Source organism: Brevibacterium sp. UCMA 11754 (assembly GCF_021532275.1).
Taxonomy (GTDB): Bacteria; Actinomycetota; Actinomycetes; order Actinomycetales; family Brevibacteriaceae; genus Brevibacterium.
The window spans coordinates 317,911-340,327 of record NZ_JACBOT010000031.1 but is presented as its reverse complement, the minus strand read 5'-3'; the positions used below and the strand labels follow the sequence as shown (position 1 = coordinate 340,327).

The following is a 22,417-nucleotide window of genomic DNA, read 5'->3' as shown; positions in this document are numbered from 1 at the left end:
GAGGATCGTTCGGTGTTGGACTCTGCCGCGAGCGGCAGGTTATATCGAGGTGGGACGGTGCGCAGCAGCTGGTCCTGCCTGCGTCGTCGCACGCAGCAGTCGATCCGAGAGTGCACTGAGCTCCGCATTGAGCTCCGGTGAGTCCTCGACGACGAACTCGACGTCGAGCCTGGCCAGCGTCAACGCCATGGTGCTGACAGTCTCGGCTCCGATCTTCACCGTCGAGCGGTGTTCGTCGAGGGCTTCGACGGTGCCTTCGGCCGGCATCAGCATCTTCATGACCTCGGATGCCGCAGCGTCTACGGTGACTGTGGCTGCGTGTTTCCACCTGCTGGCTGAGACGTTGCGTTCGACATAGGCGCCGATGTCTTCGGCCGGGAGAGCCCGGGGCTCGAAGCGTCGGCCTCCGGGCAGTTTGGGCACGATGTGTTCGACCCGGAAGATCGTCCAAGCCTTTTCCACAGGGTCGAAGGTCAGGAGAAACCAGCGATGCTGATGGTTCACCAGCCGGTAGGGCTCCACCTCGAACTCCCCGCCGCGCTCCCTATTCGACGGTGTGCCTCCTGGATCCGAAAAGGCACCAGTCTCGGAGGTGTAGGTGAATCTGAACCTCTCGTGGCTGTGGCAGTACTCGATGATCAGGGTCAGCAGATTCGGGTCGACGATCGGCATCGGATGGTTGCCGGCCAGCGGGACTGTGAAATGGGCTAGGTTCTTCACACGGTTGCGCACGCTTGCGGGCAGGATCTGCTCAAGCTTCGCCAGGGCCTGCGCCGAGGTTTCTTCCATTCCGCCGATGATGCAGCTCAGCCCGGAGTGGAGTCCCACAGCAACGGCGACGGCTTCGTCAGGGTTGAGCAGCAGTGGCGGCACAGCCGATCCGCCGGCTCCCAGGCGGTATCCGCCCTCTCCGCCGCGGGTTCCCTCGACAGGGTAGCCGAGGTCGCGCAATGTGCCGATGTCGTTGCGTACCGTGCGTGAGCTGACGTTGAGGCGCTCTGCCAGCTCCGTGCCGGACCAAGTGCGAGGAACCATCAGCAATGACAGCAATCCGAGTAGCCGCGCTGCAGTTTGTGACATTTTCTGTTGTCTCCCTTGATTTAGGAAGACCTCCTGCCTAATCAAACAATAGCATCAGAGTTCTGAAATGTTAATGAGCTGCATGCGGCAGCGAGGCCGTGACGAAAATGGAGGAACAGAGGCATTCATGCATACGCAATTAGCTCCTCACCCTGGTTCGAGGAGACAACGCGGGATGATCGTCTACGATTATCTAGATCGCTACAGAGCAGCACGGAAGCAGGACAAAGGCTGGATTCTCGACGAGATCGTCGTAATGACTGGGTGGTCACGGGACCATGTCCGCAGACTCTTGGCCCAGTTGGCACGAGGGCAGAAGCCGCTGCTGGACGAAGCTGACCGGCCGCGTCACAGAGAGGGCAAATATTCCGACGAGGCCAGGACTGCATTGGAGCAAGTCTGGGATTGGTCCGGTCGGCAGAGTGGAAAGTATCTGGCCGCCGCCATGCCTGTGCTGCTCGATGCTCTGGAGCGTCATGGTTCCCTGACAGACGGTGAGGATGGTTACAGCAGGGGAGTGCGGCAGGAGCTGCTGTCCGTCAGCCCTGCCTCGATTGACCGCTACCTGCAGTGTGCCCGAACCTGTGACTTTGCGACTCGCAATGTGTCAACGAGGCGCTCTCATGCACCCAGTGCGGAGTTTCTCGACTTCGCCGGCGGGGAGAATGAGGACGAACCTGGCTTCTTCATGGCCGATACCGTTGCCCACACGGGTCCAGCCCTCAGCGGGGACTCCCTATTCACCCTCAACGCCACATGCCTGCACACCGGGTGGGTGTTCACTCGAAGCCTTGCAGACAACGCTCCGGACCTCGTCGCCGATACTCTGCAGTGGTCGCTCGACGAGATCAAAGGCATTCCCTTCTGGGTCAACGCCGTCGAATTGAGCAACGCATGCGAGAGGGTCCACGAAGCGGTCGCCTCGTGGGCCCAGGCGCTTGATATCCACTACAGTCCTGTGCCGAAGGATCATCGGCGAGACCGGCTGCCGGATGCTTCGAAGCATCAGCACCTGGTCCACGAGTACGGGTTCGTCAATCGCTATGACACCGAGGAGGCCAGGTGGGCGCTCAACCATCTGTGGAGGGCGGTCAACGATCGACTGAATTTCTTCACGCCGATCCGGAAGCCGGTCGCCTGGGTCAGGGACTCGACCGGTCACCGCAAACGGATCTACGACGATCCTGCGACGCCGCTGCACCGTTTGAGCGCAGCGGGTGTCATGTCGCCTGTGCAGGAAGCCGAGCTGATCACCTACCGCAACAGCCTCGACCCCGCGAAGCTCGCTGCAGATATCAGCCGGTGGCAGAACGAACTCAGTGAGATCACCGAGCTGGCGGGGTGAGTGGACTGTCGCTCGTGGCGGGCATCCGCTAATCAAAACTTCAATCTTAGCAGGCGACCCTGCCAGGAAACCAGCCCGAGGGCGACTTTGAGGCAAGTCGTTATTGGGGGATTACAATCGCGTAACTTCCGGGTACAGTAAAGATCGATTGTGATCTGACGAACCTTCGAAAATCGGCACAATGTTACGTGCCACCCCGAGTTTGAATCGCACCCGTATGACGGGGATGCGGTCTTTCAGCAGGGACTGACCGAGGGTGGAGACGGACCACCTTCGCTGAGGATGTCGGTGTGCAGCCCGGCCATCCTCGAGCACCGGGCGAGCCGGTTGTCAGAAGAGCGTCTTGGGAGATGGCTATGGAGTTGCGTGCACTGATGGAAGAGAACGACTGGTGAAGGCGAGCGGGAGCCTGGCGCGGCGCAGCGTACGGGAGAACTCATGATCCAAACCGTCGCCATCGCCATGATCGCCTATGCGGGAGTGGCCGTGTTCATCATCATCCTGCTGTTGTCCAAAGCCGATTATGGACGATCGTGGCGCGATCGCAGAGATGCGGCGCGGATGGGATTCTTCGTCCCTGTATGGCCGCTGTTGGTGGCGTACCTGATCTACCGCGCTGTATCGCGCATGTGGCACATGGCCGATTGGGGTCAGGCGCGCTGACGATGGTGTCTCCGATTGTCGGGGCCCTGACACCACGGCCCCCGACAACAGGGTGACTGACATCAGGGTGCTGACTTCGGTCACTCTGATGTCGGATGTTCAGATGTGCAAGCGCCCTGCAGCGCGTGTTGTGTCAGTCGTTGCTTGGACTCAGTCGTTGGGCTGTCGCGAGTAAGCGATGAGCGCCCGGTACACATCGAGCGGTGCGCAGTTGGCGCCCTTGGCCAGTGACTTCACCAGTTTCCGATAGGTCCGGTAGTCAGTCTGATTCGGGTTGGGCGATTCAAGCAGACCGTATTCGTGGAGGACACCCGTGGCGCGCGAGTCCATGATGGTGAACTTCTTCGGGTCATACACGGTGAGCAGAGTGCTCGCGAGCGGTCCGCCGACACCGGGCAGAACTTTGAGGAACGGCAGCCGCAGGTGGCTGGGTGTGTCCTCGTCGAGGGCCACTGCGGTCACATACTCGATGTCATCGGAGTCGAGGCTCTCAAATGTCGCCTGAGCGGCGACGGCCTTCCACTCGGCGACCTTGAGGAAATGCTTGCGCTTGTACGACTCGCGCTTGACGACCTTGGGTCCAATGGAACCGAAGATCTCGGCCTCGGCATCCGTGACCGTGTACTGAGGTTCGAACCGCAGTACGAATGCCGTGTCAATGCCGCCGCTGGAATTGGTTTCGGTAGAGGACTTCATTCCGCGATTGTACAGAGGTGGCTTGACTTGAAGATGAACAACTGACGGCGCCGCAGTCGCGCCGTACCGTCATTGAATCGTCACTGAACCGTCACTGAACCGCCGCCGCACCCTCGCCTGAGCGCACGGTCCTCAGGTCTCCTTGTCCAAGGCGCTGAAACCTGGACTGGGAGAAGCCTGGGGCGGCATGGCGGGGCTGAGCGAACGATGTGAACGACTACGATGTCAACGTATTGCAGAGTCCCCAGTCGGCCGGCCCCGCGGTCAGGAGAACGTCATGGCAGAAAAGACCCCCACTCATGCCGAGTCACTCGCGACTCGTTATGAGACGCCGGCGCTCGAGCCTTTGTCTGATGCGGTTGCCTCATCCGGCCATGATCGAGCACTGAGAGACCGACTGGGAGATCGGATGAGGGACCGGGCGCAGTCGCTGGAACGAGGCAAGAAGGGAATCGTCACCAACACGATCCGACACGTGATCAGTGATCAGGGACTTGATCTGGCGGCGGGCTTGGCGTTCTACGCGCTGCTGTCGATGGCCCCGGCCACCCTGGCGCTCGTGTCGATGCTCGGCGTCGTCGGGGAGGCGAAGTCCACCACCGAGGCGGTTCTGGGTCTGGCCTCTGATCTGTCGACCGAGGCAGCCGAGGCGATCCGCCCGCTCGTCACCGAGCTGGTGTCGACACCGGCTGCGGGTCTCACTCTCATCGTCAGCGTCGCCTTTGCGATCTGGTCATCGTCGAAGTACGTCGGCGCCTTCGGCCGCGCCTCGAACAGGGCCTACGCGGTTGAGGAGACCCGGCCGCTCTGGAAGCTCAAGCCGATGATGCTGTTCATCACCCTGGTGCTTCTGCTGCTCATGGCCGGACTTGGTCTGCTGCTTGTGGTCTCGGGGCCGATTGCCGAGTCGATCGGGCGTCTTGTCGGTTTGGGGCCGGTGGCCGTGATGATCTGGAGCATCGCCAGGTGGCCGGTCGTGATCTTCTTCGTCATGCTCGCCATTGCTCTGCTCTACTATGCGACTCCGAATGTGAAGATGTCGAAGTTCCGCTGGACGAGCATCGGAGCCTTCGTCGCGCTGATCTCGTTGATCCTCGTCTCTCTCGGGTTCGTCCTCTATATCAACAACTTCGACAACTACAACGCCGCCTACGGTGCCATCGGCGGTGTGATCGTCGGGTTCGCGTGGCTGTGGATGGTGAATTTGGCCTTGATCTTCGGCGCGGAGCTCGACGCTGAGATCGAAAGGTCCCGGACTTCGGACTGAGACTGCAGGTACCGTATGGTCAAATGATGAGTTCCGACAGGTCTGATGCTTCGACGTTCACCCCAGCACTGCTGGGCCTTGTGTGGACCGCGATGTTCGGATTTTCGGCTTTCTTCTTCAGCTATTCGACGATGGTCTCGATCGCGGCCGTCAACGGACTCTCGACAGTCACCGGAGGTTCGGTCCTGACGACGATGATGATCGGCGTCATCGTCGCTCAGCCCTTTGCTCCGTGGGTAGGCAGAGTGCTTGGTCTCAAGGGCGCACTGTTCTTCGCGCTGGGTCTGCAGCTGCTGGGACAGATCCTCGGTCTGACCGTGCCCGCACCGCTGCTCGGTTTGGTGCTGGCCGGACTGTGCGGGGGAGTGGGCTTCGGACTCTTCGTGGTTCTGGCCAATGCCGCGGTGCCTTCCACGACGTCTCCTGGCCGCATCGGCAAGGCGCTTGGCTTCTTCGGCGGAATCACTTCATTGGCTTCTGCCGTCGGAGCTCCATTCGGACTGTGGCTGGTCGGCACGGTCCCCGTCTGGACCTTCAGAATGATTGTGTGCTTTTCGCTGCTCCTGGCGGTGCCGACTGTCGTGAAGTTCCTGCCTGGCCGTGAACGCAGGACCGCGAAGGCTTCGACCGACGATTCCGGGGTCACAGTTCGCAACGGACCGAGAGGACACGGGGCTCTGCGCAAGACTGGCCGCAGCCTCGGTGAGGCCCTGTACCTGGTCATCATGCTCTCTCCGTTCCTCATCGGCATGGTGGTCTTCGGACTCATCATCGGATTCGGCCCGGGCGAGGACATCGCCGGGGCCGCACTGTACATAGGCGCCATGCAGCTATCGGCCGTGGTCGGCAGGTTCGCAGCCGGCGCCATCGCCGACCGTTTCTCCCCGTTCGCACTCAACCTTCTGGGCCTTGCCCTCGCCATCATCGGGCTCGTCGTCACCGTCGTCGCATTCGGCGGAATGCTCTGCCTCGCGATGATGATCATCGGCCTGGGGCTGGGCACACTGCAGTCGGCGAGCCTGGTGATGGCGTTTTCCAATGTCAGCACTCCGGCGAAGGCCAGCGTTGCCTGGAACATGAATTTCGACATCGGATTGGCCATCGCCGGAGTCCTCGGCGGACTCGGGTTCACCTATCTCGGCGACTCCGCGACGTTCCTCGTTTGCGCCCTGCTGCTGCTCCTCGCCGGTGTCGTGTCCTGGATACTGCGAGCTCTGCGCCGCTCACACTAGGATCTGCGTCGGTCATGCTGGGTCCGTGGACTGGTTCTCCAAGTCGGCCAGGAGCCCCACAGCGGCCCGCGTGTATTCGCCGATCCAGCGATCGTGGATGCGCTTGATCGGCAAGGGAGCCAGTGCCAGCCGGCGGGTCCTGCCGACGCGATGCCCTCCGATCAGCTCCGCTCGCTCCAGGACACGGATGTGTTGGAGGACCGTCGTGCGATCGAGCCTGGCAAAGGCGGCGCAGACCTCTCCTGTGGTTCGGGGCTCGTCACGCAGCATGTCGAGGATCCGGCGACGGGTGGAATTGGCCAGCGCTTTGAACACCGCATCATCGCGTTCGTCCTCATCAATAGGAGAGGCCATTCCATTTGCAGACAACATGTGATAAAAATATCACATGAACGATGAGCAGAGCACCAAAGATGCACGGCTGGAAGAACTGTCTTTCACCGTCATGGGTTACATCTCGAAGACCCCGCATGAGACCTTCGAGGCAGTGGCCGATCCGGCGCAGCTCTCGAAGTACTTCGCCACTGGCGGTGCACGCGGACGTTTGGAGTCCGGCGCCGAGGTGACCTGGGACTTCGCGGATTTCCCCGGTCGGTTCCCGGTTGAGGTCCTCGAGTCCGTTCAGGATGAGAAGATCGTCATCGCGTGGGAAGGTACGGAGCATGCCACGGCGAAGTCCACGACGACGACCTTCGAGTTCTCTCCTGTCGATGACGGAGCTCGGACTCTTGTCACGGTGACCGAGAAGTCGTGGGAGACGACCGTCGGGGGCGCAGAGGGTGCCTTCGGCAACTGCATGGGCTGGACCGGCATGCTCGCCGCTTTGAAGGCCTGGGTCGAATACGGCATCGACCTGCGCGAGGGCTTCTACAAGTAGTCAGTCCGACCTTCTTCAGGTGATCAGTTTGAGGTGATTCGACCAGCGGACTCTGGGGAATGAGGCAGGGCGCTGGTCAGCTTTACCCCACGTCTCGCCTGAAAGTGCCAAATGAGAGTCAACGAGATTGCCGCCAAGAAGATCGCCTGCGCTGCGAATCCTCGAACGGTATTCTGCTTCGGTCATTTCTGAGCATGTGACGCCTGTATTGAGGTCCTGTGGACCGGGTTTTTCAGTCGGCGGCTGTCGCGCGAACAGAGCGTCGGTGGGCCGCACTCTGCTTGGCCTCTGCATCGAGTTTGGCCAGACCTCCTCTGAGGATCGACTCGGCCTGCAGGCCCGGTAGAACGATGACTCCATCCTCATCGGCGACGATGTAATCGCCAGGGTGGCACACCACTTCTCCGATGGAGATCGGGACCTGATGGCGTCCGGGGCCATGGCGGTAGGGGCCGGCCGGTGTCACTGCCCGAGCGAATGTCGGAAAGTCGAGCTCGGCAATTCCGCTGGCATCGCGGACTGCGGCGTCGAGTACGACACCAGCGGCACCGGCGTCACGAAGGCGCTCGGCGATCAGCTCACCGATCAGAGCCCGCTCCGTCTCTGCGCGACCGTCAATGACGACGACTTCGCCCGGGCGGATGTCGGCAATCGCGTCATGGATCGCCTTGTTGTCGCCGGCCCTCGTCTCAATTGTGAACGCGCGTCCGGCGATTCGCGGTGATGCCCAGACTGGTTTGATCGCGGAGTGCATTAGTCCGCGACGTTCATTGGCATCACCCAATGCGGGAGTCGGAACCTCGGCCAGGGCAGCCGCAAGATCGTCTGCCTTCGACCGCGCGTACCGCAGGTGAGTAGCCAAGGCGCCTTCTGTGACGGTGGAGGTGACGCCGAGCTCGGCGAGCACGCCGAGGCTGTCCTCGAGTTCATGGCTGCGCCTGCCAGCGTGCAGCCGTGTCGTGTGGTCGAGGCGATTGATGGTGGAATCACCGTCGTTGAGCCATTCCGCGATCTGTTCCTTCATCCACTGCTCACCGTCGAAGGCCCGTGCAGCATCCATTGACTCTGCGATCAATGCGGCGAGGCTCTTGACGAAGACGCTGCGGACCAGCTTCCGCTGCGATGCTGAGCCGATCTGCTCACTGACCACAACCGTCTCAGCGCCGATTTGAGACAGGAGGGATGCGCCCGACTGTGCCCGCGAGCCGGCGAGGAGCACTGTGACGTTCGGGCCGAACTTCATCACAGAGCCGAGGACGGCACCGTCGACTAGCTGAGTCTCGTTGCCCAGGGCCGTGGCGATCTCGCGCTTACGCCCAGGCGATGCGGCGTTGAGGTCAATGAAGACCGCATCGTTCTTCAGGTGCGGACCTGCATCCGCGGCGGCGCCGGCCGCGAAGCGTGCAGTTGTGAGGCTGAGGATGAGGTCGGCATCAGCGACTGCGGGGCCGACGGAGTCGAATCGGGCGACATTTTCCGGGGTCGGGGTGTCCGCCGGATCAAAGGCAGAGACACCCCACCCGGCTGTCGCGAACGCTGATGAGAAGACTCGGCCTGCTTCTCCGAGACCCAGAATAGATACGCGCATTATTCCTCCATTGAAGTGATGCGAAAGTTGTCGGGGATTTACTGTGCGGTACTCGCTCTTGCGCTTGTGACCGTTGCCACGTACTGTACATCGAGTGCATTGCAATCGCATACTGCGAATGTGAATTGCACCAGATGCAAACCATCGGGCTTGACGAAGGAGACATATGCCCATTGCGTTGATTGCGCTGCTGGTGTTTATCGCGGTTTTGATCGTGTGGAACGTTGCCTTCAAGCGCTCTATGAGTGAAGCCATGATCATCGGCTTTATCGCCACCTGCCTGTTCGCCGGCCCACAAGCGCTCACCGTCGCGTGGGACGGTATCGCCTCGACTACGGAGAACGAAGTCGTCTACGCGGCACTCGGATTCGTCTTCATGACGTATCTGATCGACCAACTCGGAATCATGCAGAAGATCCTCGACCTGCTGAACTCGGTGTTCGGCAAGGTCCGTGGGGGACCCGCCTATGTCGACACCCTCGCATCCAGCGTCATGGGAGCTCTGTCCGGATCGAATTCTGGCAATGCCGCCTCAACCGGCGCTATCACCGGGCCGTGGATGGTCAAGGAGGGGTGGAAACCGTCCCGGGCTGCGACAGTCGTCGCAGGCAACTCGGCGATGGGTGCCGCCCTGCCTCCGAGCACGTCCATGGTCATCATGCTCGGCTTCGCCGGGGGACTAGCATCCACAGGCTCGGTCTATCTCGCCCTACTGGTCAGCGGTCTCTACCAGGTTTTCTACCGTCTTCTGCTGATCACCTACTTCGTGTGGCGAGACAACATCAAGGCCGGTAATGGCATCGATGTGCTCTCGAAGGGGCAAGCCTGGAAGCAGGGTCGTGTTCCGATCCTCATCTACCTTGGCGCGCTGATTCCGATCGCTGTCACCATCGGACCGCTGGCGTCGTTCTTGGAGAATGCGACAGAGGTCGGTGACGCCATGGGCGATATCTCGATCATCACGTGGATCCCTATTCTCATCATTCTCTTTGCGGTGCTCATCGGTTGGAAGAAGATTCCTAAGACGAGGCGGGGGCTCTACGAGCTGATAGCCGGTTCGATCCCTCGGTTGGCCCCCATCGGTGTTCTGCTCTTCTTCGCCATTGCTGCCAGTTCGGTGCTCACCGAACTCGGCTTGGCACGAGACATTGAGAGCACTCTCAATGGTCTGGACCTGCCGAAATGGGTTCTCGTCGCCATCGTCGTTGTTCTAGTGGCGCTCATCGCCGGACCGCTGTCGTCGACGGCCACAGTGTCCGCCATCGGCCAGGTGTCGATGTTGTCGATGATCGCTGTGGGAATCGATCCGGTCCTTGCGATCACCGTGGTCCTGATTGCGGCGTCGACGGAGGGATCCTCACCGCCTGCCTCGGCACCGATCTTCATCGCTTCGGGCATCGTCAAGGCAAGACCCGAAACGACATTCGTCCCCCTGATCGTCTACTACCTGTTACCGGTAATGCTCATCGCAGTTCTGGTGGGCATCGGGGTTCTCCCAGTGCCGATGCAGGGATAGGAGAACTCTCATGACTCAGTCGACAACTGCGAGCTCGCGACTCATACGGTCGCTGTTCGTCATCGTGTTCAGCTTGTTTCTCATCACCGGGTTCGTTCTCGTGTTCGCTCAGATCATCGGTCTGATCATGACGAATCCGACCCTGGTGACCTGGGCGTCGAGCACGCTAAACGCCCCTGCGGTGGTACTGGCCTCGGTCAGCGGAATCATCGCTTTCATCTATACCTACACGGACAAGTCAGCAGCATCTGCTGACGAGGAGGAGTGACAGACTTGACGCAAGAACCCACCAGCTCATCAGCGGGTGCCGATTCATCGCGGGGTGCGCTGGACGGCCTCAAGGTGCTCGACATGTCGACTCTGTTCGCCGGTCCGATGTGTGCGACGCTCCTGGGTGACTACGGGGCCGAGGTCATCAAGGTCGAGAATCCGAGGCAGCCGGATGCAGCACGCGGGCACGGATTTCAGAAGGACGGAACCGGACTGTGGTGGAAGACGCTTGGACGCAACAAGAAGACCGTCGCAGTCAATCTCAAAGATGCAGCCGGAGCAGACCTCATTCGCAGCCTCGTTGCGGACGTCGACATCATCGTGGAGAACTTTCGCCCCGGTGTCATGGCTAAATGGGGACTGGGGTACGAGGCTCTCTCGGAGATCAATCCGGGCCTGATCGTCGTCAGCGTCACCGGGTTCGGGCAGTTCGGCCCCAAATCGAATGAGCCCGGATTCGGTACCCTCGCCGAGGCGATGAGCGGGTTCGCGTCGATGACAGGCCAACCCGATGGTCCGCCCACCTTGCCGCCCTTGGCGCTGGCCGATTCCATTGCCGGAATCATGGGCGCCTTCGCCGCAATGACGGCGGTACATTCGCGCCTGTCTGACGGTCAGGGGCAGCACATCGATATGTCACTCATCGAACCCATGCTCTCGGCGCTGGGCCCACAGGTGAGCGTCTTCGACCAGTTGGGCCTGGTGCCCAAACGGTTGGGAAATCGATCCGAGAACAATGCTCCGCGCAATCTCTACGAAACGGCCGACGGTCGGTGGCTGGCGGTATCGACGTCATCTCAGTCGATCGCCGAACGGGTCATCGAGCTTGTCGGGCATGGTGAATATGTCGAGCAAGAATGGTTCAAGTCGGCCAAGGGCCGGGTCGAACACGCCGATGAACTCGACCTTGCCGTCGCCACCTGGGTGAGAACGAAATCGTCACACGACGCATTAGCGGCTTTCCGGGAGGCGCACGCCGCAGCCTCGCTGGTCTACAACGCTGAGGACATCATCGAGGACGAACAGTACAATGCGTTGGGATCCGTCATCGATATCGACGACCAGGATCTCGGCCCGATGAAGATGCTCAATGTTCCGTTCCGCATGTCGCACACGCCCGGCCGTGTCGAATGGACAGGACGAGGCCATGGGCAGGACACGGACGAGGTGCTGTCCGGACTCGGCGTGGACGCGGAGACGATTGCTGATCTGCGCTCGCGAGGGGTGGTCTCATGAGCGAGATTTGCACCTGGCTCTATACTCCGGCATCGAGCGGCGGCAAGTTGGACAAGGCTCTGCACCGTGGTGCCGATGCGGTCATCTTCGACCTCGAAGATGCTGTCCACGTCGATCGGAAGACCAGCGCCAGAGCCGAGCTTGTCGAGTTCCTTTCGTCGGTGAGCGTGCTTCCCGCGAGCGAGTCGCCGGACAGCAGCGCAGCAATTTCACGGATCTTCGTGCGTGCGAACGCTTTGGATTCGCCCTGGGGAATCGATGATCTTAACGCGATCGCTAAGCTGCCCGCTGTTGAAGGGATTCGCGTCCCCAAGGTCGAATCGTTGACCGATCTTAGTCGAATCGAATCCGTCGTCAGTGCGAGAAAGAAGATCCAAATCCTGTTGGAATCACCCCTGGGTCTGGCGGCGCTCGAGGACCTTTGCCGGGCAGGCGGACCGTCGAGTGTCTCCTTGGGCGACAACGACCTGCGGGCGGTGCTCAATGTTGAAGGTGAAGCGGTTCTCGACCAGATCCGGATCCGCCTGGTCATGGCGTTGGCCGCCGCAGGGAAAGAGGCTCCCACCGGCTCCGTCTATCCGCGAATCAAGGATCTCGAGGGTCTGCGATCGGATTCGGTCAGACTGCGGGGGATGGGCTTCTTTGGCCGGACCGTCCTGCATCCGATGCAGCTGGAGACCGTGCGAGATGCATTCCGTCCCGACAGTCAGGAGGTCGACTGGGCACACAGCGTCGTCGAGGCTGCCGACAGAATCTCAGCGCAGGGGAGCGGAGCGGTGATGTTGTCCGACGGGCAGTTCGTCGATCGGCCGTTCGTGGTTCGGGCGGAGACGATCCTGCGTCGTGCGGGTGTTGATAGGCGTCAGCTGTAGCTCTTCATTCGGCTGATCTCGTGTCCCGCTGAAGCCAGGGAAGGCAGAACCCTTTCGAGCTGTTCCTGCGTCGTACTGTCGCTGGGTCCTGTCAATGACAGGGACCCAGCGACAGTCTCGTCTGTGAAGAGTGGCACTGAGATGGACGCGATGCTGATATCGCGTTCACCGATGGAGATGAGGTGGCGATCGTGTCGGATCCCTTTGAAGTCCTCGCGGATCTCTGCGGCTGTCAGTACATGATGCGAGGTAGTCTCATGACCGTCGCCGAGTGCCGCGACTTCCTCCTGCTGTTGGATTGGCATGAAGGCGGCGATCGTTTTGCCAGACCCGATGAAGAGAGGCAGCCAGCGTCCGATCGGCTGCTGATACTGCATCGGTTCGAAGCCATCGACTCGAACTGAGAGCAGTCGCTCCAGTCCGCTGAGCAGGTGCAAGGTCGATGTCAGTCCGGTTTGCCTGGTCAGGCTCTGCATGACAGGACGGGCGAACTGGCTGAGCGGGTCGTTGACCAGGTAACCGTGCGTGAGCCGAAGCACGGCCGCACCGAGGCGGTAGCGCTGATCCTCTTCGACGACGTAGTTCGACGCCTGCAGCGTGGACAGGATCCGCGACACCGTTGCACTGTGCAGCTCGACCGCTTCGCCGATCTCTTTGAGGCGCAGAGGTCGCTGTGCTCGTTCCAGGGTCTGCAAAATCGTGACGGCTCGTTCGACAGCCCTGATGTGAGGCTGCGAGGGTTTCGACATGTGTTTACCTGGAATCCTGGAAGCTGAAGATCGTCTGGCCAACAGACTCTCTTACCAAGGAGGCAGGGAGTCTGCTGCTTTGGCTTATTCTAGTGCCGAAGTCGGTGGAGAGGGCCTCAGTTGCTGCGACGGTGACATAGGAGACGTGTCTGCTCCCTCAGTCCTCGACTTTCAGCCCGTGGGAGTTCTTGATGAAGAAGGACCCGACGATACCGAATATGCCGATGACCGCGGCAACGAAGAAGGCGACGTCCGCACCGTGAACCAGCCCTTCGACTCCGTAGACTTCGGGGTCGCGTGTTGTGGAGACCATGATGGTGACCAGGACGGCGGTGCCCACCGAGGCGGCAATCTGGCGGAAGGTGTTGTTGAGTGCAGTGCCGTGTGGGATGAGACTCTGCGGCAGCTGGTTGAGTGCTGCCGTGGTCACCGGCATCATCACCATGGCCACACCGAACATGCGGATCGTGTTGACCACGGCGAGGAAGGTGAACGAGGTGTCGGCTTCGAGGTCGGCGAACAGGAATGTGGTGACGGTGAGCAGGGTGAACCCGGCCACAGCCAGCCACTTGGCGCCGATGGCGTCGAAGACTCGACCTGTGACCGGCGACATCAGCCCCATGACTGCTGCACCGGGCAGAAGCACAAGGCCCGATTCCATGGCAGTGAAGTCGTTCATGTTCTGCATGTAGAGCGGCAGGATCATCATGCCGCCGATCATGACGATGAAGACGCACATGCCCAGTGCGGTGTTGAGGGTGAACATGCGGTAGCGGAGCACGCGGAACTCGAGCATCGGCTGGTCCAGCTTGAGCTGGCGTGGAATGAAGATAGCCAAGGAGATCACACCTATGGCAAGGGGGATGATGACCTCGAGGCTCAGCCAGCCTGCATCGCCAGCGGTGCCGAAGCCGAAGAGCAGCCCGCCGAAGCCGAAGGTCGAGAGGATGATGGAGGCGACGTCGAGCTTGGGGTAGGTGCGTTCGGTGACGTTCTTGAGGATGAAATAGGCGACGATGATGTCGATGATCGCGATCGGCAGCATCATGTAGAAGAGAACTTCCCAGGGCAGGTGATCAACGATCCAACCGGAGAGGCTGGGCCCGATTGCCGGGGCGAAGGCGATGACGAGTCCGAACGTGCCCATCGCTGTGCCGCGCTTCTCCACCGGGAAGATCGCGAAGAGGATGGTCTGCATCAGCGGCATGATGATGCCGCCGCTCGAGGCCTGAATCACACGTCCAAGAAGAAGGACGGGATAGGTCGGTGCCAGCGCACAGACGAGCGTGCCGACGATGAACAGCAGCATCGCGGTGAGGAACAGCCCCCGGGTGGTGAACTTCTGGATTAGGAAGGCCGTGATCGGAATCATGATGCCGTTGACCAGCATGAAGCTCGTCGTCACCCACTGCGCGGCGCTGGCTGTGATGTCGAAGGACTGCATGAACGCGGGCAGCGCGGTGTTGAGCAGCGTCTGGTTGAGGATGATGACGAAGGCACCGGAGACGAGGACAGCCAGGACCACATTCCGATTGATCGGCTTGCCATCGGCTGCTGTGTACTGCGCGTCGTCCTCTTTTGTCACTGAAATTCCCTCTTTCCCTTCAACGTCTGCCTTCGCCGGCGCAGTCGGCAGCGGTACAGATCCGACCATCCGCACCGCGTCGGTGCTCAACCGCGCCGTGCGAGTCTACTCCCCGTCGGATCGGACTCTAGGGACAGGGTATCGGCAGAGGTCAAGGCACAGGTGTCAAGGAGATGTCTCGCAGGTGAGCAGCGGCCTCAGTCCTCAGGCGAGAAAGGCTCATAGCGGACGGGAATGACCTTCAGCAGATGGGGCACACTCGGTCGGTTCGTGCTGCTGACTTCCGGTATCGGCGCTATAGCCGCACTGGGTCTGTATCTGTTCAACGCGCCTCCTGCCAGCTTCTTCGAACTGCTGGAAGGGCTCGCCTATATACTCTTCTTCCTGGTTCCAGGTGCCGTTCTGGGACTGATTATCGGAGTGCCGGCCTACGGAGTCCTTCGTCTCAGTCTTCGTGCGCTGCCGGGTCGTAAATCTGCTCTCGCCTTCTTCTTCGTCCTCGGCGTCATTTCGGCGCTGATCGGGTTCGCAGTGCTCCTCGTTCTGACCGGCGGCCCGTCAACATATACCTTCGAGTCGCAGGGAGACGTCATGCGAGCACTCGGTGGGCCGGCCTTGACGGCTGGAGTCTTCACTGCTGCCGCGTCATTCCTCATTGTGGAACCCCGCAGCAACAATGCACAGCTGACTCCGCTGCGCAGCAGCAACAGCTAGTAGCCGAGGAGACTTTCAGAGATGCCTATCAGCCGATGCTCCTATTCGCTTACACGATCCGGGTCGGCGGGGACTTGGTCTTCGACGGATCCGTGACAGGCTGATCACCGAGGGCATCATCGATGCGCGCGAGCACCTCGGCGTCGAGCTTCACCCCGGCTGCGGCAACATTGGACTCCACCTGCTCAGGACGTGATGCGCCGACGAGAGCGGTCGCAACATTGTCGTTGGCGAGCACCCAGGCGATGGCGAGCTGCGCCATAGTCAGGTTCAGGTCGGCCGCGATCGGCTCCAGCTTGGCCACAGCATTGAGCGTCTCATCGTCGAGATAGCGGTCGGTGATCATGTCCTTGCCGCCCTTCTCGTCGGTGGCACGTGACCCGGCAGGGGCAGGCTGGCCCGGCTTATATTTGCCGGTGAGCACACCCTGAGCGATCGGTGACCACACAACCTGCGAGATCCCGAGTTCCTTCGAGGCCGGGACGACCTCAGACTCGATGACGCGCCAGAGCATGTTGTACTGCGGCTGATTCGACACGAGCTGGATGCCCAAGTCACGGGCCAGATAGTGCGCTGCACGCAGCTGATCGGCGTTCCATTCGCTCACGCCGATGTAGAGTGCCTTGCCCGCGCGGACGAGATCCGCGAACGCCTGCATGGTCTCTTCCAGCGGTGTCTCATAGTCGTAGCGGTGGGCCTGGTAGAGGTCGACGTAGTCGGTGCCCAGGCGAGACAGGGAGCCGTTGATCGACTCCATGATGTGCTTGCGGGACAGCCCGGTGTCGTTGTGACCCTTGGGTCCGGTCGGGAAGTACACCTTGGTGAAGATCTCCAAGGATTCGCGACGCTGGCCCTTGAGGGCATCGCCGAGGACCTGCTCGGCAACTGTGTTCGCATAGACATCCGCGGTGTCGAAGGTCGAGATGCCGCTGTCCAGGGCTGCATGAACGCACTTCGTTGCCGTGTCGTTCTCCACTTGGGAGCCGTGGGTGAGCCAGTTTCCGTAGGTGATTTCTGAGATCTTCAGGCCGCTGTTTCCAAGATATCTGTGCTCCATGAACCCCAGCCTACTCGCGCAGCTGTGCTTGGGAAGTGCGGTTCGTGAAATCACTGAGCAGCTCAGCTGTCGACTCCGGAGCTTCGAGGTTGGGGGAATGCCCGATTCCGGGCAACATCGTGAGAGCGGCACCCGCGATCCGCCGATAGTCCTCGGCCGATGATGAGCTCCACCGCCGATCCTCCTGCCCGAAGATGACGAAGAGCGGTGCATTCACGTCCGTGAGCCTGTCTGGAATCGATCTGGCCCGCAGGTACTCGTTCGATGCCTTCATCGATGCGCTCAGGGAATGGAATGTCATCCGCCGAACGTCGTCGAGCAGAACCTGAGGAATGTCGAACCCGGATCTGCTGAATGCAGGACGGGCGAGATCTCGCAGCTGCTCATCACTCGGAGGCCAGGCATCGGGGCTGATGAGGGACGAATCCCCTCCGCCGGCGATGAAGGCATCAGGATTCGGTCCGGTGTTGATCAACGCCAGGGCAGTGACCATCTCAGGATGCCGTTCCGCGAGGGCGGTGGCGACCAGGCCGCCGCTCGAGTGTCCGACCACGACCGCCTCGGCGATGGAGAACTTGGACAGCGTCTCAGCGATTCGGTCAGCCTGGGCCGTGACTTGGTAGACGTCACCGTCGGGTTTGTCGGATTGGCCGAACCCCAAGAGATCCATTCGAATCGTCCTGTGGGACCCCTGCAGCAAGGGGACCAGGCTGTCCCACGACCGGCTCGACGATGTTGAGCCGTGGATGAGGAGCAGAGGAGGAGCGGTTGCGGGGCCGTCGATTTCAGTGTGAAGTGATGTCATGTCTTCACGGTAGGGCTGAGGTTCGACGGGGTATTGAACAAATGTTCCCGTCCCTTCTACTGTTGGCCCATGCTGTCGAGCCCGGGCACCGACAACGACCGATCCGGGGTCAGGGATGACCCGAGCGATTGGGAGATTGCTGTGCCTTCTGAACGGTCAAGGTCGACGATGCTCGAGGGGCTGTTCGGCCGGCGGGATATTCGTATGGCGGGGTTCCGGGTCGGTGAACTGCGTGGATTGACGATGGTTCCGCATCCGGCGGCGACCTTGTTTCTCAGCTTCGGTGTCGGCACGCCCGTGCTGCGGTCGGAGAACCAGTCCTTATCGGGAAGCATCGTCACAGGTTTCGGTCACGGGATCGGCGGGGGCTCCCGTGCGCAGGGCACAGGGCTCGACTGCATCCAGATGCGCCTGTCCCCGCGTCTGCTCCCGTTCCTCGTGGATGTGTCAGCCGATGACTTGGCGACCGGGGCGGTGTCCGTCGCCGACCTGGCTGTGAGACGTTTCGAATTGCTGACCGAGCGAATTCACCATGCGAAGAGCTGGGATGAACGATTCTCAGTTCTCGATTCATGGCTCGATCATCACCTCGGTGACGTGCACCCGCCCGATCCGGTGGTCCGCTGGGCGTGGGAGCGGATCAGAGCCTCGCACGGCCGGGTGGGAGTCGACGATCTGGCAGCTGAAGTGGGGTGGAGTCGCAAGAGACTGTGGGCACGGTTTCGTGCGGATTTCGGACTGTCGCCGAAGCGCGCCGCCAGAATCGTGCGTTTCGACGACGCTGTCCATCGGCTTGTGGGCGGAACGGGTTCTGCTCAGGTCGCAGCGGAAGCGGGGTTCGCGGATCAACCGCATCTGGTTCGAGAGATCCGATCGGTGAGCGGAGTGACGCCTGTCGGAGTGCAATCCGAACCGTTCCTCACCGTTGATGACACCGCTTGGCCGAGGAGCGGCTGAGGAGCAGTCACTCGCGCCGAAGCATCGTCGAATCGAAGGCTGTCAATGACCTCGCCGAGGTTGCTGTGGGCGGTGCGTTCTCCGCGAGGTGACCGCGCAGGATGTTCGCGAACCCGGTGGAGTCGCCCTCGCGCAGGTGTTCGACCAGGGAGACGTGCTCGGCGATGATCTCCTCGCACCGGTCAAGGAGGCGGTCTCCGGAGGCGAAGAGGATGAAGCGGTGTCGGTCGGAGAGCTGGGAATAGAGTTCGATCATCACCAGGTTGTCACCGGCTTCGACGAAGCCGCGATGGAACTGCAGCGTCAGGTCGATGAAAGCGGCGATGTCACCGGCGTCGAAAGCCTCGCGCTGCGCTTGAATCGAAGCGTCGAGGGCATCGGCGAGCTTCTGCCGCAGCGCATCCGGGGCCCGGTCGACGGCCGTCGTCTCCAGTACGAACCTGGCGTCGGCGAGTTCTGCCACCGTGCGCTCATCGACTCCTTGGACGATGGCCCCGCGCTTGGGATAGATGACGATCCACCCCTCGTCCTGGAGGCGAGCAAGAGCAACTCGCACCGGTGTGCGGCTGACCTGGAGGTCGGATGCCAGTCCGGTCTCGCCCAGCATGGTCCCAGGCTGGTGGGTGCCGTTGAGGATTTGAGCGCGGATGAGCTGATAGGCGCGCTCGGCCGCACTCGGGGTCTTGCCGCTGCTGGTCATGACCGCAATCTTCTCATTTGCCGGATCGGGTTCCTTCCTGCGTCTGTGTCAATCTGCTCTCTCAACTTACTTGCGAAGCTTCCTCGACGTTCTCCACCGAGCCGGATCTCTGAGTCCGGCCGGGCCAACGCATCAGAGGAACGGCCCGGATTGAGAATGCCAGTGCGATGAGCAGCACGATGGTAGCCATCATTTTGATCCACAGGAAGCCTCCGGCCTGCAGCACGGTGCCGGCCAGACCTGCCATGAGAGCGCCGCCGAGGTTCATCGCCGCATCCGATGCACCCTGCAGGGGGACCTTCGCATGACGCGGCACCGAGGCTGTCAGCAGCGCGGACCCGCCGATGAGGAACATCGACCAGCCGATGCCGAGGAAGATGAGCGCGGTGCTCAGCAGAATCATGGACGAGACCTCGGCTGCGGCGTCGACGACGCCGAGGGTGATGGCGGTGGTGAAGACGGCGACGCCGCCGGCGATCACTGTTCCTGGTCCGAAGCGATCGGCCATCCACCCGAATACGGGGGAGAGGGCGTACATGCCGGCGATGTGCACGCTGACGACGATGCCGATCGCGCCGAGAGAGAATTCCTGGTGGTCCATGTGCACGGGCGTCATGACCATGACGTTGGTCATCATCATCTGACCGGCGATGATCGTAACCATGGCAAACAGCGGCACCGGGCGGGCAGCGGCGAAGCGCAGCGCCGGACCAAGCTTCATCGTCGCGGTCTCAACGGTGGGCTCATCGGACTCAGCGGTAGCTTCGGTGGCTCCCGGTTTGATCTTTTTGGTCAGCGTTGATGCGACCAGGGTCGCCAGCCCGAAGGCGGTCATCGAGATCAGGTAGGGGCCGGCCAGTTCGTTCATGCCCAGGGCCGCGCCGAGGTGAGCGCCGGGTTCGGTGAAGCTGGGCCCGAGAACTGAGCCGACGGTCGTCGCCCACACCACCAGTGACATGGCCCGCCCAGCGGATTTCGGATCGACGAGGTCGACGGCCGCATAGCGAGCCTGCAGGCCAGATGCGGTCGCGGAGCCGCACATCATCATGCCCAGCATGAACAGGGGCAGGAACTGGAATGCGACGCCGAGGAGGACGACCGTCGCACCCAGGGCGCCGATACCGAATCCCAGCGTCAGTGCGGTTCGCCGACCGGCCTTGCCCGCCAACACGGCCAGGGGGTAGGCGATGAGGCCGGCGCCGAGGATGACGCTCATCTGCGCGATGCCCGCCATGGAGGTCTTGCCGGTGATCTCCTCGGCCAGCAGACCGCCGACCGCGTAGCCGGAGGCGATTCCGGCTCCGGAGAGCAGCTGCGCGGTGATCAGTTTGGCCTGTGCCGAAGTGCGGGTCTTCATCGACGCCTTCCGTGTTCTGTGGAATATACTCACACAACGTATCTTGGATCCAGCTTGGATACAAGATGATCTCACCCCAGGGCGGGGCCGCTCCATGGCGATCGTGTTGTCCTTCGCGTCACCTCGCCGTGGGACGATATTGGGGCCGACTCGCACCCGCACCAAGCCGTTCCCCATCCACCGAAAGTGAGCCCTTGATGATCCGACGCACCCGCAGCGAGAATGGGATCCTCACGATCACGATCGACAACACCACCAGTGCCAACGCGCTGCGCCCGGGCATGCTCGACGCTCTCATCTACGCCTTCGAAGCGGCATCGGACCATCACGAGCTGCGCGGTATCCTGCTCACTGCGGCGGGTGACAAAGGCTTCTCCGCAGGAATGGACACCGCACAGTTCAACCACTCGAATCCGAGCCGGGCATTTGACACGATCACCCAGCTTGGGCAGGTGTGCGAAGCGATCAAGAACTGCGATCTGCCCGTGGCCGTCGCCATCCGCGGCTACTGCATCGGGGGAGCGGCGGAGATCGCTGCGGCTGCCGACTTCCGGGTTGGTGGCATCAACTCCTGGTACTCGATGCCCGAGGTGCGCATCGGCATCCCCTCGGTCCTCGAATCCGTTAATCTGCACCGCCTCATGGGGTGGACGAAGGCCACGGAACTCATCCTCACCGGCAGCCGTTTCACCGCAGCCGACATGGACAGATGCGGCTTCCTCAACACGGTCGTCGAGGACAGTGCGGTCGAGGACCGGGCGCTGGAGTACCTGCACGAGACGATGAAGGCCGATCGTGCGGTCATCGCCCAGCAGAAGCGCCTGCACCGGACGTGGAAGAACAGCTTCGAACGCGAGGCGCTGGCCGACAGCCGGAAAGAGTTCGCGCTTGCGTTCGCACGGAAGAACGACTGACTGGCTACAAGGACTGAGCGACGAAGCTGCCAGGGGTTGCCCGCCGGGGTGACTGTAGGGTGTGATGAGCGAATGGACTTTGTGGGATTGGTGCTCGTCGGGTGCCTCGTCGGGCTGACCACGGTGCTGTTCGGGTTCGGTGGCGGCTTCGTCACCGTCCCCATCATCACTCTCGTCGACTCCGACCTCGGCAGCGACACGGCACGGGTGGCCGCGGCCACCTCGGCGTTGGTCATGCTCGTCAACGCCGTCGTCTCCACGATCTCGACCAAACGCGAAACCCTGGCTCACCTCAAGGGGGAGTGGTGGTTGTTCCTCCTCCTTGCGGCAGGTGGGGCGTTCGGCGCGTTCTGCGCGAAATTCGCACCCGAAACGCTCCTGAAGTGGGGCTTCGTCATCTACATCGCAGTGACCGCCATCGACCTACTGGCCCGCCCCGGCTTCTTCCGCCGAGGTGGTGCGAAGGCGCGCACGAAAGGTGGGAAGGGCGGCGATGGCCGGAATGGTGGAACCGCTGGAGTCGGAGACGATGAGAACCTCGGTGACGGCGGTCGAGGCATCGCGGCACTGTTCGGTTTCCCGATCGGCGGCCTGGCCTCGTTCCTTGGTGTCGGCGGCAGTGTGATGACCGTGCCGATGATGCGCCGATCAGGGGCCACCATGACTGTGGCCACCACGCTGGCCAACCCGCTGACCTTGGTCATCATGCTCCCCGCTGTGCTCGTCACAATCACCACTCATGCCTCTACCGAGGTCCCGGGAATGGTCGGCTCTGTGGATCTGCGCTCGGCACTCGCCCTCCTCATCGGTGCGATTCCGCTGATAGTTCTGCTGCGCCGTCGCGTGCCCAAGATCCCGGAGATCATCCACGCCTGGGGCTACGTCATCCTGCTGATCACAGCCGGAGTCGTCGTCGCTGTGTCGTGATCGGACCTCG

Annotated in this window: 23 protein-coding genes; 13 read left to right on the top strand and 10 right to left on the bottom strand. The window is 61.6% G+C overall.

The features are described 5' to 3' along the window. Nucleotides 1-39: 39 nt before the first annotated feature. The gene (locus HX613_RS18530) at nt 40-1,080 is read right to left on the bottom strand and encodes a helix-turn-helix transcriptional regulator (RefSeq protein ID WP_235346681.1); all 1,041 of its coding nucleotides are present in this window, start codon (nt 1,078-1,080) and stop codon (nt 40-42) included. A gap of 175 nt (nt 1,081-1,255) precedes the next feature. Here HX613_RS18530 and HX613_RS18525 point away from each other — a divergent pair, with 175 nt between their 5' ends. Both HX613_RS18525 and HX613_RS18520 read left to right on the top strand, forming a co-directional pair. Next, nucleotides 1,256-2,425, top strand: coding sequence for an integrase (locus HX613_RS18525; protein WP_235346680.1), 1,170 nt, complete (start codon nt 1,256-1,258; stop codon nt 2,423-2,425). A gap of 438 nt (nt 2,426-2,863) precedes the next feature. Next, nucleotides 2,864-3,088, top strand: coding sequence for a hypothetical protein (locus HX613_RS18520; RefSeq protein ID WP_235346679.1), 225 nt, complete (start codon nt 2,864-2,866; stop codon nt 3,086-3,088). A 150-nt stretch (nt 3,089-3,238) separates the two neighbouring features. Here the strand turns inward: HX613_RS18520 and HX613_RS18515 are convergent, their stop codons facing one another. Next, the gene (locus tag HX613_RS18515) at nt 3,239-3,784 is read right to left on the bottom strand and encodes a hypothetical protein (RefSeq protein WP_235346678.1); all 546 of its coding nucleotides are present in this window, start codon (nt 3,782-3,784) and stop codon (nt 3,239-3,241) included. Nucleotides 3,785-4,061: 277 nt separating this feature from the next. Here HX613_RS18515 and HX613_RS18510 point away from each other — a divergent pair, with 277 nt between their 5' ends. Both HX613_RS18510 and HX613_RS18505 read left to right on the top strand, forming a co-directional pair. After that, nucleotides 4,062-5,051: a YihY/virulence factor BrkB family protein gene (locus HX613_RS18510; RefSeq protein WP_235346677.1), complete on the top strand. Its 990-nt coding sequence runs from the start codon at nt 4,062-4,064 to the stop codon at nt 5,049-5,051. 23 nt (nt 5,052-5,074) lie between these two features. Then, nucleotides 5,075-6,283, top strand: a complete 1,209-nt coding sequence (locus HX613_RS18505; protein ID WP_235346676.1) for an MFS transporter — start codon at nt 5,075-5,077, stop codon at nt 6,281-6,283. Nucleotides 6,284-6,295: 12 nt separating this feature from the next. Here HX613_RS18505 and HX613_RS18500 read toward each other — a convergent pair whose 3' ends face one another. Next, nucleotides 6,296-6,655, bottom strand: coding sequence for an ArsR/SmtB family transcription factor (locus tag HX613_RS18500; RefSeq protein ID WP_235346675.1), 360 nt, complete (start codon nt 6,653-6,655; stop codon nt 6,296-6,298). 16 nt (nt 6,656-6,671) lie between these two features. Between HX613_RS18500 and HX613_RS18495 the strand changes: the two genes are divergently transcribed. Continuing rightward, nucleotides 6,672-7,160, top strand: a complete 489-nt coding sequence (locus HX613_RS18495) for an SRPBCC domain-containing protein (protein WP_235346674.1) — start codon at nt 6,672-6,674, stop codon at nt 7,158-7,160. A gap of 232 nt (nt 7,161-7,392) precedes the next feature. Here the strand turns inward: HX613_RS18495 and HX613_RS18490 are convergent, their stop codons facing one another. Further along, nucleotides 7,393-8,748 (bottom strand): NAD(P)-binding domain-containing protein, encoded by a 1,356-nt coding sequence (locus HX613_RS18490; protein ID WP_235346673.1) that lies wholly within the window; start codon nt 8,746-8,748, stop codon nt 7,393-7,395. Between the two features lie 166 nt (nt 8,749-8,914). Here HX613_RS18490 and HX613_RS18485 point away from each other — a divergent pair, with 166 nt between their 5' ends. From HX613_RS18485 to HX613_RS18470, 4 genes are read left to right on the top strand one after another with little or no spacing between them, the layout of a single operon-like run. Next, on the top strand, nt 8,915-10,264 hold the full coding sequence (locus HX613_RS18485; protein ID WP_235346672.1) for a TRAP transporter large permease subunit: 1,350 nt from the start codon (nt 8,915-8,917) through the stop codon (nt 10,262-10,264). Between the two features lie 10 nt (nt 10,265-10,274). After that, nucleotides 10,275-10,532, top strand: coding sequence for a hypothetical protein (locus HX613_RS18480; protein ID WP_235346671.1), 258 nt, complete (start codon nt 10,275-10,277; stop codon nt 10,530-10,532). Between the two features lie 5 nt (nt 10,533-10,537). After that, nucleotides 10,538-11,770, top strand: coding sequence for a CaiB/BaiF CoA transferase family protein (locus HX613_RS18475; RefSeq protein ID WP_235346670.1), 1,233 nt, complete (start codon nt 10,538-10,540; stop codon nt 11,768-11,770). After that, nucleotides 11,767-12,642, top strand: a complete 876-nt coding sequence (locus HX613_RS18470) for an HpcH/HpaI aldolase/citrate lyase family protein (protein WP_235346669.1) — start codon at nt 11,767-11,769, stop codon at nt 12,640-12,642. The genes HX613_RS18475 and HX613_RS18470 overlap by 4 nt, the downstream gene beginning before the upstream one ends. On the opposite strand, the gene HX613_RS18465 is transcribed toward HX613_RS18470, so the two are convergent. Further along, on the bottom strand, nt 12,633-13,391 hold the full coding sequence (locus tag HX613_RS18465; RefSeq protein ID WP_235346668.1) for an IclR family transcriptional regulator: 759 nt from the start codon (nt 13,389-13,391) through the stop codon (nt 12,633-12,635). The two genes, HX613_RS18470 and HX613_RS18465, sit on opposite strands and share 10 nt — an antisense overlap. Nucleotides 13,392-13,548: 157 nt before the next feature. After that, on the bottom strand, nt 13,549-14,976 hold the full coding sequence (locus tag HX613_RS18460; protein WP_328284991.1) for an MDR family MFS transporter: 1,428 nt from the start codon (nt 14,974-14,976) through the stop codon (nt 13,549-13,551). A gap of 234 nt (nt 14,977-15,210) precedes the next feature. On the opposite strand from HX613_RS18460, the gene HX613_RS18455 reads away from it, so the two are divergent. Next, a complete protein-coding gene (locus HX613_RS18455) occupies nt 15,211-15,690 on the top strand; it encodes a hypothetical protein (protein WP_235346667.1) in 480 nt (159 codons plus the stop codon). A 49-nt stretch (nt 15,691-15,739) separates the two neighbouring features. On the opposite strand, the gene HX613_RS18450 is transcribed toward HX613_RS18455, so the two are convergent. Continuing rightward, nucleotides 15,740-16,747 carry an aldo/keto reductase family protein gene (locus HX613_RS18450; RefSeq protein ID WP_235346665.1) on the bottom strand — a complete coding sequence of 336 codons (1,008 nt, stop codon included), beginning with the start codon at nt 16,745-16,747 and terminating at the stop codon, nt 15,740-15,742. A gap of 10 nt (nt 16,748-16,757) precedes the next feature. After that, on the bottom strand, nt 16,758-17,552 hold the full coding sequence (locus tag HX613_RS18445; protein WP_235346664.1) for an alpha/beta fold hydrolase: 795 nt from the start codon (nt 17,550-17,552) through the stop codon (nt 16,758-16,760). Between the two features lie 69 nt (nt 17,553-17,621). Between HX613_RS18445 and HX613_RS18440 the strand changes: the two genes are divergently transcribed. After that, nucleotides 17,622-18,509: a helix-turn-helix domain-containing protein gene (locus HX613_RS18440; protein ID WP_235346663.1), complete on the top strand. Its 888-nt coding sequence runs from the start codon at nt 17,622-17,624 to the stop codon at nt 18,507-18,509. A 7-nt stretch (nt 18,510-18,516) separates the two neighbouring features. Here HX613_RS18440 and HX613_RS18435 read toward each other — a convergent pair whose 3' ends face one another. Then, a complete protein-coding gene (locus HX613_RS18435) occupies nt 18,517-19,209 on the bottom strand; it encodes a GntR family transcriptional regulator (protein WP_235346662.1) in 693 nt (230 codons plus the stop codon). A gap of 61 nt (nt 19,210-19,270) precedes the next feature. Next, nucleotides 19,271-20,566: an MFS transporter gene (locus HX613_RS18430; protein ID WP_235346661.1), complete on the bottom strand. Its 1,296-nt coding sequence runs from the start codon at nt 20,564-20,566 to the stop codon at nt 19,271-19,273. Between the two features lie 197 nt (nt 20,567-20,763). Here HX613_RS18430 and HX613_RS18425 point away from each other — a divergent pair, with 197 nt between their 5' ends. Together HX613_RS18425 and HX613_RS18420 are read left to right on the top strand one after the other, a co-directional pair. Beyond that, nucleotides 20,764-21,480: an enoyl-CoA hydratase/isomerase family protein gene (locus HX613_RS18425; RefSeq protein WP_235346660.1), complete on the top strand. Its 717-nt coding sequence runs from the start codon at nt 20,764-20,766 to the stop codon at nt 21,478-21,480. Nucleotides 21,481-21,552: 72 nt separating this feature from the next. Then, nucleotides 21,553-22,407 (top strand): sulfite exporter TauE/SafE family protein, encoded by an 855-nt coding sequence (locus tag HX613_RS18420; protein WP_235346659.1) that lies wholly within the window; start codon nt 21,553-21,555, stop codon nt 22,405-22,407. Nucleotides 22,408-22,417 lie beyond the last annotated feature (10 nt).

Excerpts from the sequence above, each read along its gene's own strand:
- HX613_RS18525 (WP_235346680.1), top strand. The coding sequence starts at position 1,256 with ATGATCGTCTACGATTATCTAGATCGCTACAGAGCAGCACGGAAGCAG.
- HX613_RS18495 (WP_235346674.1), top strand. The coding sequence starts at position 6,672 with ATGAACGATGAGCAGAGCACCAAAGATGCACGGCTGGAAGAACTGTCT.
- HX613_RS18505 (WP_235346676.1), top strand. The coding sequence starts at position 5,075 with ATGATGAGTTCCGACAGGTCTGATGCTTCGACGTTCACCCCAGCACTG.
- HX613_RS18425 (WP_235346660.1), top strand. The coding sequence starts at position 20,764 with ATGATCCGACGCACCCGCAGCGAGAATGGGATCCTCACGATCACGATC.
- HX613_RS18485 (WP_235346672.1), top strand. The coding sequence starts at position 8,915 with ATGCCCATTGCGTTGATTGCGCTGCTGGTGTTTATCGCGGTTTTGATC.
- HX613_RS18480 (WP_235346671.1), top strand. The coding sequence starts at position 10,275 with ATGACTCAGTCGACAACTGCGAGCTCGCGACTCATACGGTCGCTGTTC.
- HX613_RS18515 (WP_235346678.1), bottom strand. The coding sequence starts at position 3,784 with ATGAAGTCCTCTACCGAAACCAATTCCAGCGGCGGCATTGACACGGCA.
- HX613_RS18430 (WP_235346661.1), bottom strand. The coding sequence starts at position 20,566 with ATGAAGACCCGCACTTCGGCACAGGCCAAACTGATCACCGCGCAGCTG.
- HX613_RS18530 (WP_235346681.1), bottom strand. The coding sequence starts at position 1,080 with ATGTCACAAACTGCAGCGCGGCTACTCGGATTGCTGTCATTGCTGATG.
- HX613_RS18500 (WP_235346675.1), bottom strand. The coding sequence starts at position 6,655 with ATGTTGTCTGCAAATGGAATGGCCTCTCCTATTGATGAGGACGAACGC.
- HX613_RS18520 (WP_235346679.1), top strand. The coding sequence starts at position 2,864 with ATGATCCAAACCGTCGCCATCGCCATGATCGCCTATGCGGGAGTGGCC.
- HX613_RS18490 (WP_235346673.1), bottom strand. The coding sequence starts at position 8,748 with ATGCGCGTATCTATTCTGGGTCTCGGAGAAGCAGGCCGAGTCTTCTCA.
- HX613_RS18420 (WP_235346659.1), top strand. The coding sequence starts at position 21,553 with ATGGACTTTGTGGGATTGGTGCTCGTCGGGTGCCTCGTCGGGCTGACC.
- HX613_RS18440 (WP_235346663.1), top strand. The coding sequence starts at position 17,622 with ATGCTGTCGAGCCCGGGCACCGACAACGACCGATCCGGGGTCAGGGAT.
- HX613_RS18445 (WP_235346664.1), bottom strand. The coding sequence starts at position 17,552 with ATGACATCACTTCACACTGAAATCGACGGCCCCGCAACCGCTCCTCCT.
- HX613_RS18435 (WP_235346662.1), bottom strand. The coding sequence starts at position 19,209 with ATGACCAGCAGCGGCAAGACCCCGAGTGCGGCCGAGCGCGCCTATCAG.
- HX613_RS18450 (WP_235346665.1), bottom strand. The coding sequence starts at position 16,747 with ATGGAGCACAGATATCTTGGAAACAGCGGCCTGAAGATCTCAGAAATC.
- HX613_RS18470 (WP_235346669.1), top strand. The coding sequence starts at position 11,767 with ATGAGCGAGATTTGCACCTGGCTCTATACTCCGGCATCGAGCGGCGGC.
- HX613_RS18455 (WP_235346667.1), top strand. The coding sequence starts at position 15,211 with ATGACCTTCAGCAGATGGGGCACACTCGGTCGGTTCGTGCTGCTGACT.
- HX613_RS18510 (WP_235346677.1), top strand. The coding sequence starts at position 4,062 with ATGGCAGAAAAGACCCCCACTCATGCCGAGTCACTCGCGACTCGTTAT.
- HX613_RS18465 (WP_235346668.1), bottom strand. The coding sequence starts at position 13,391 with ATGTCGAAACCCTCGCAGCCTCACATCAGGGCTGTCGAACGAGCCGTC.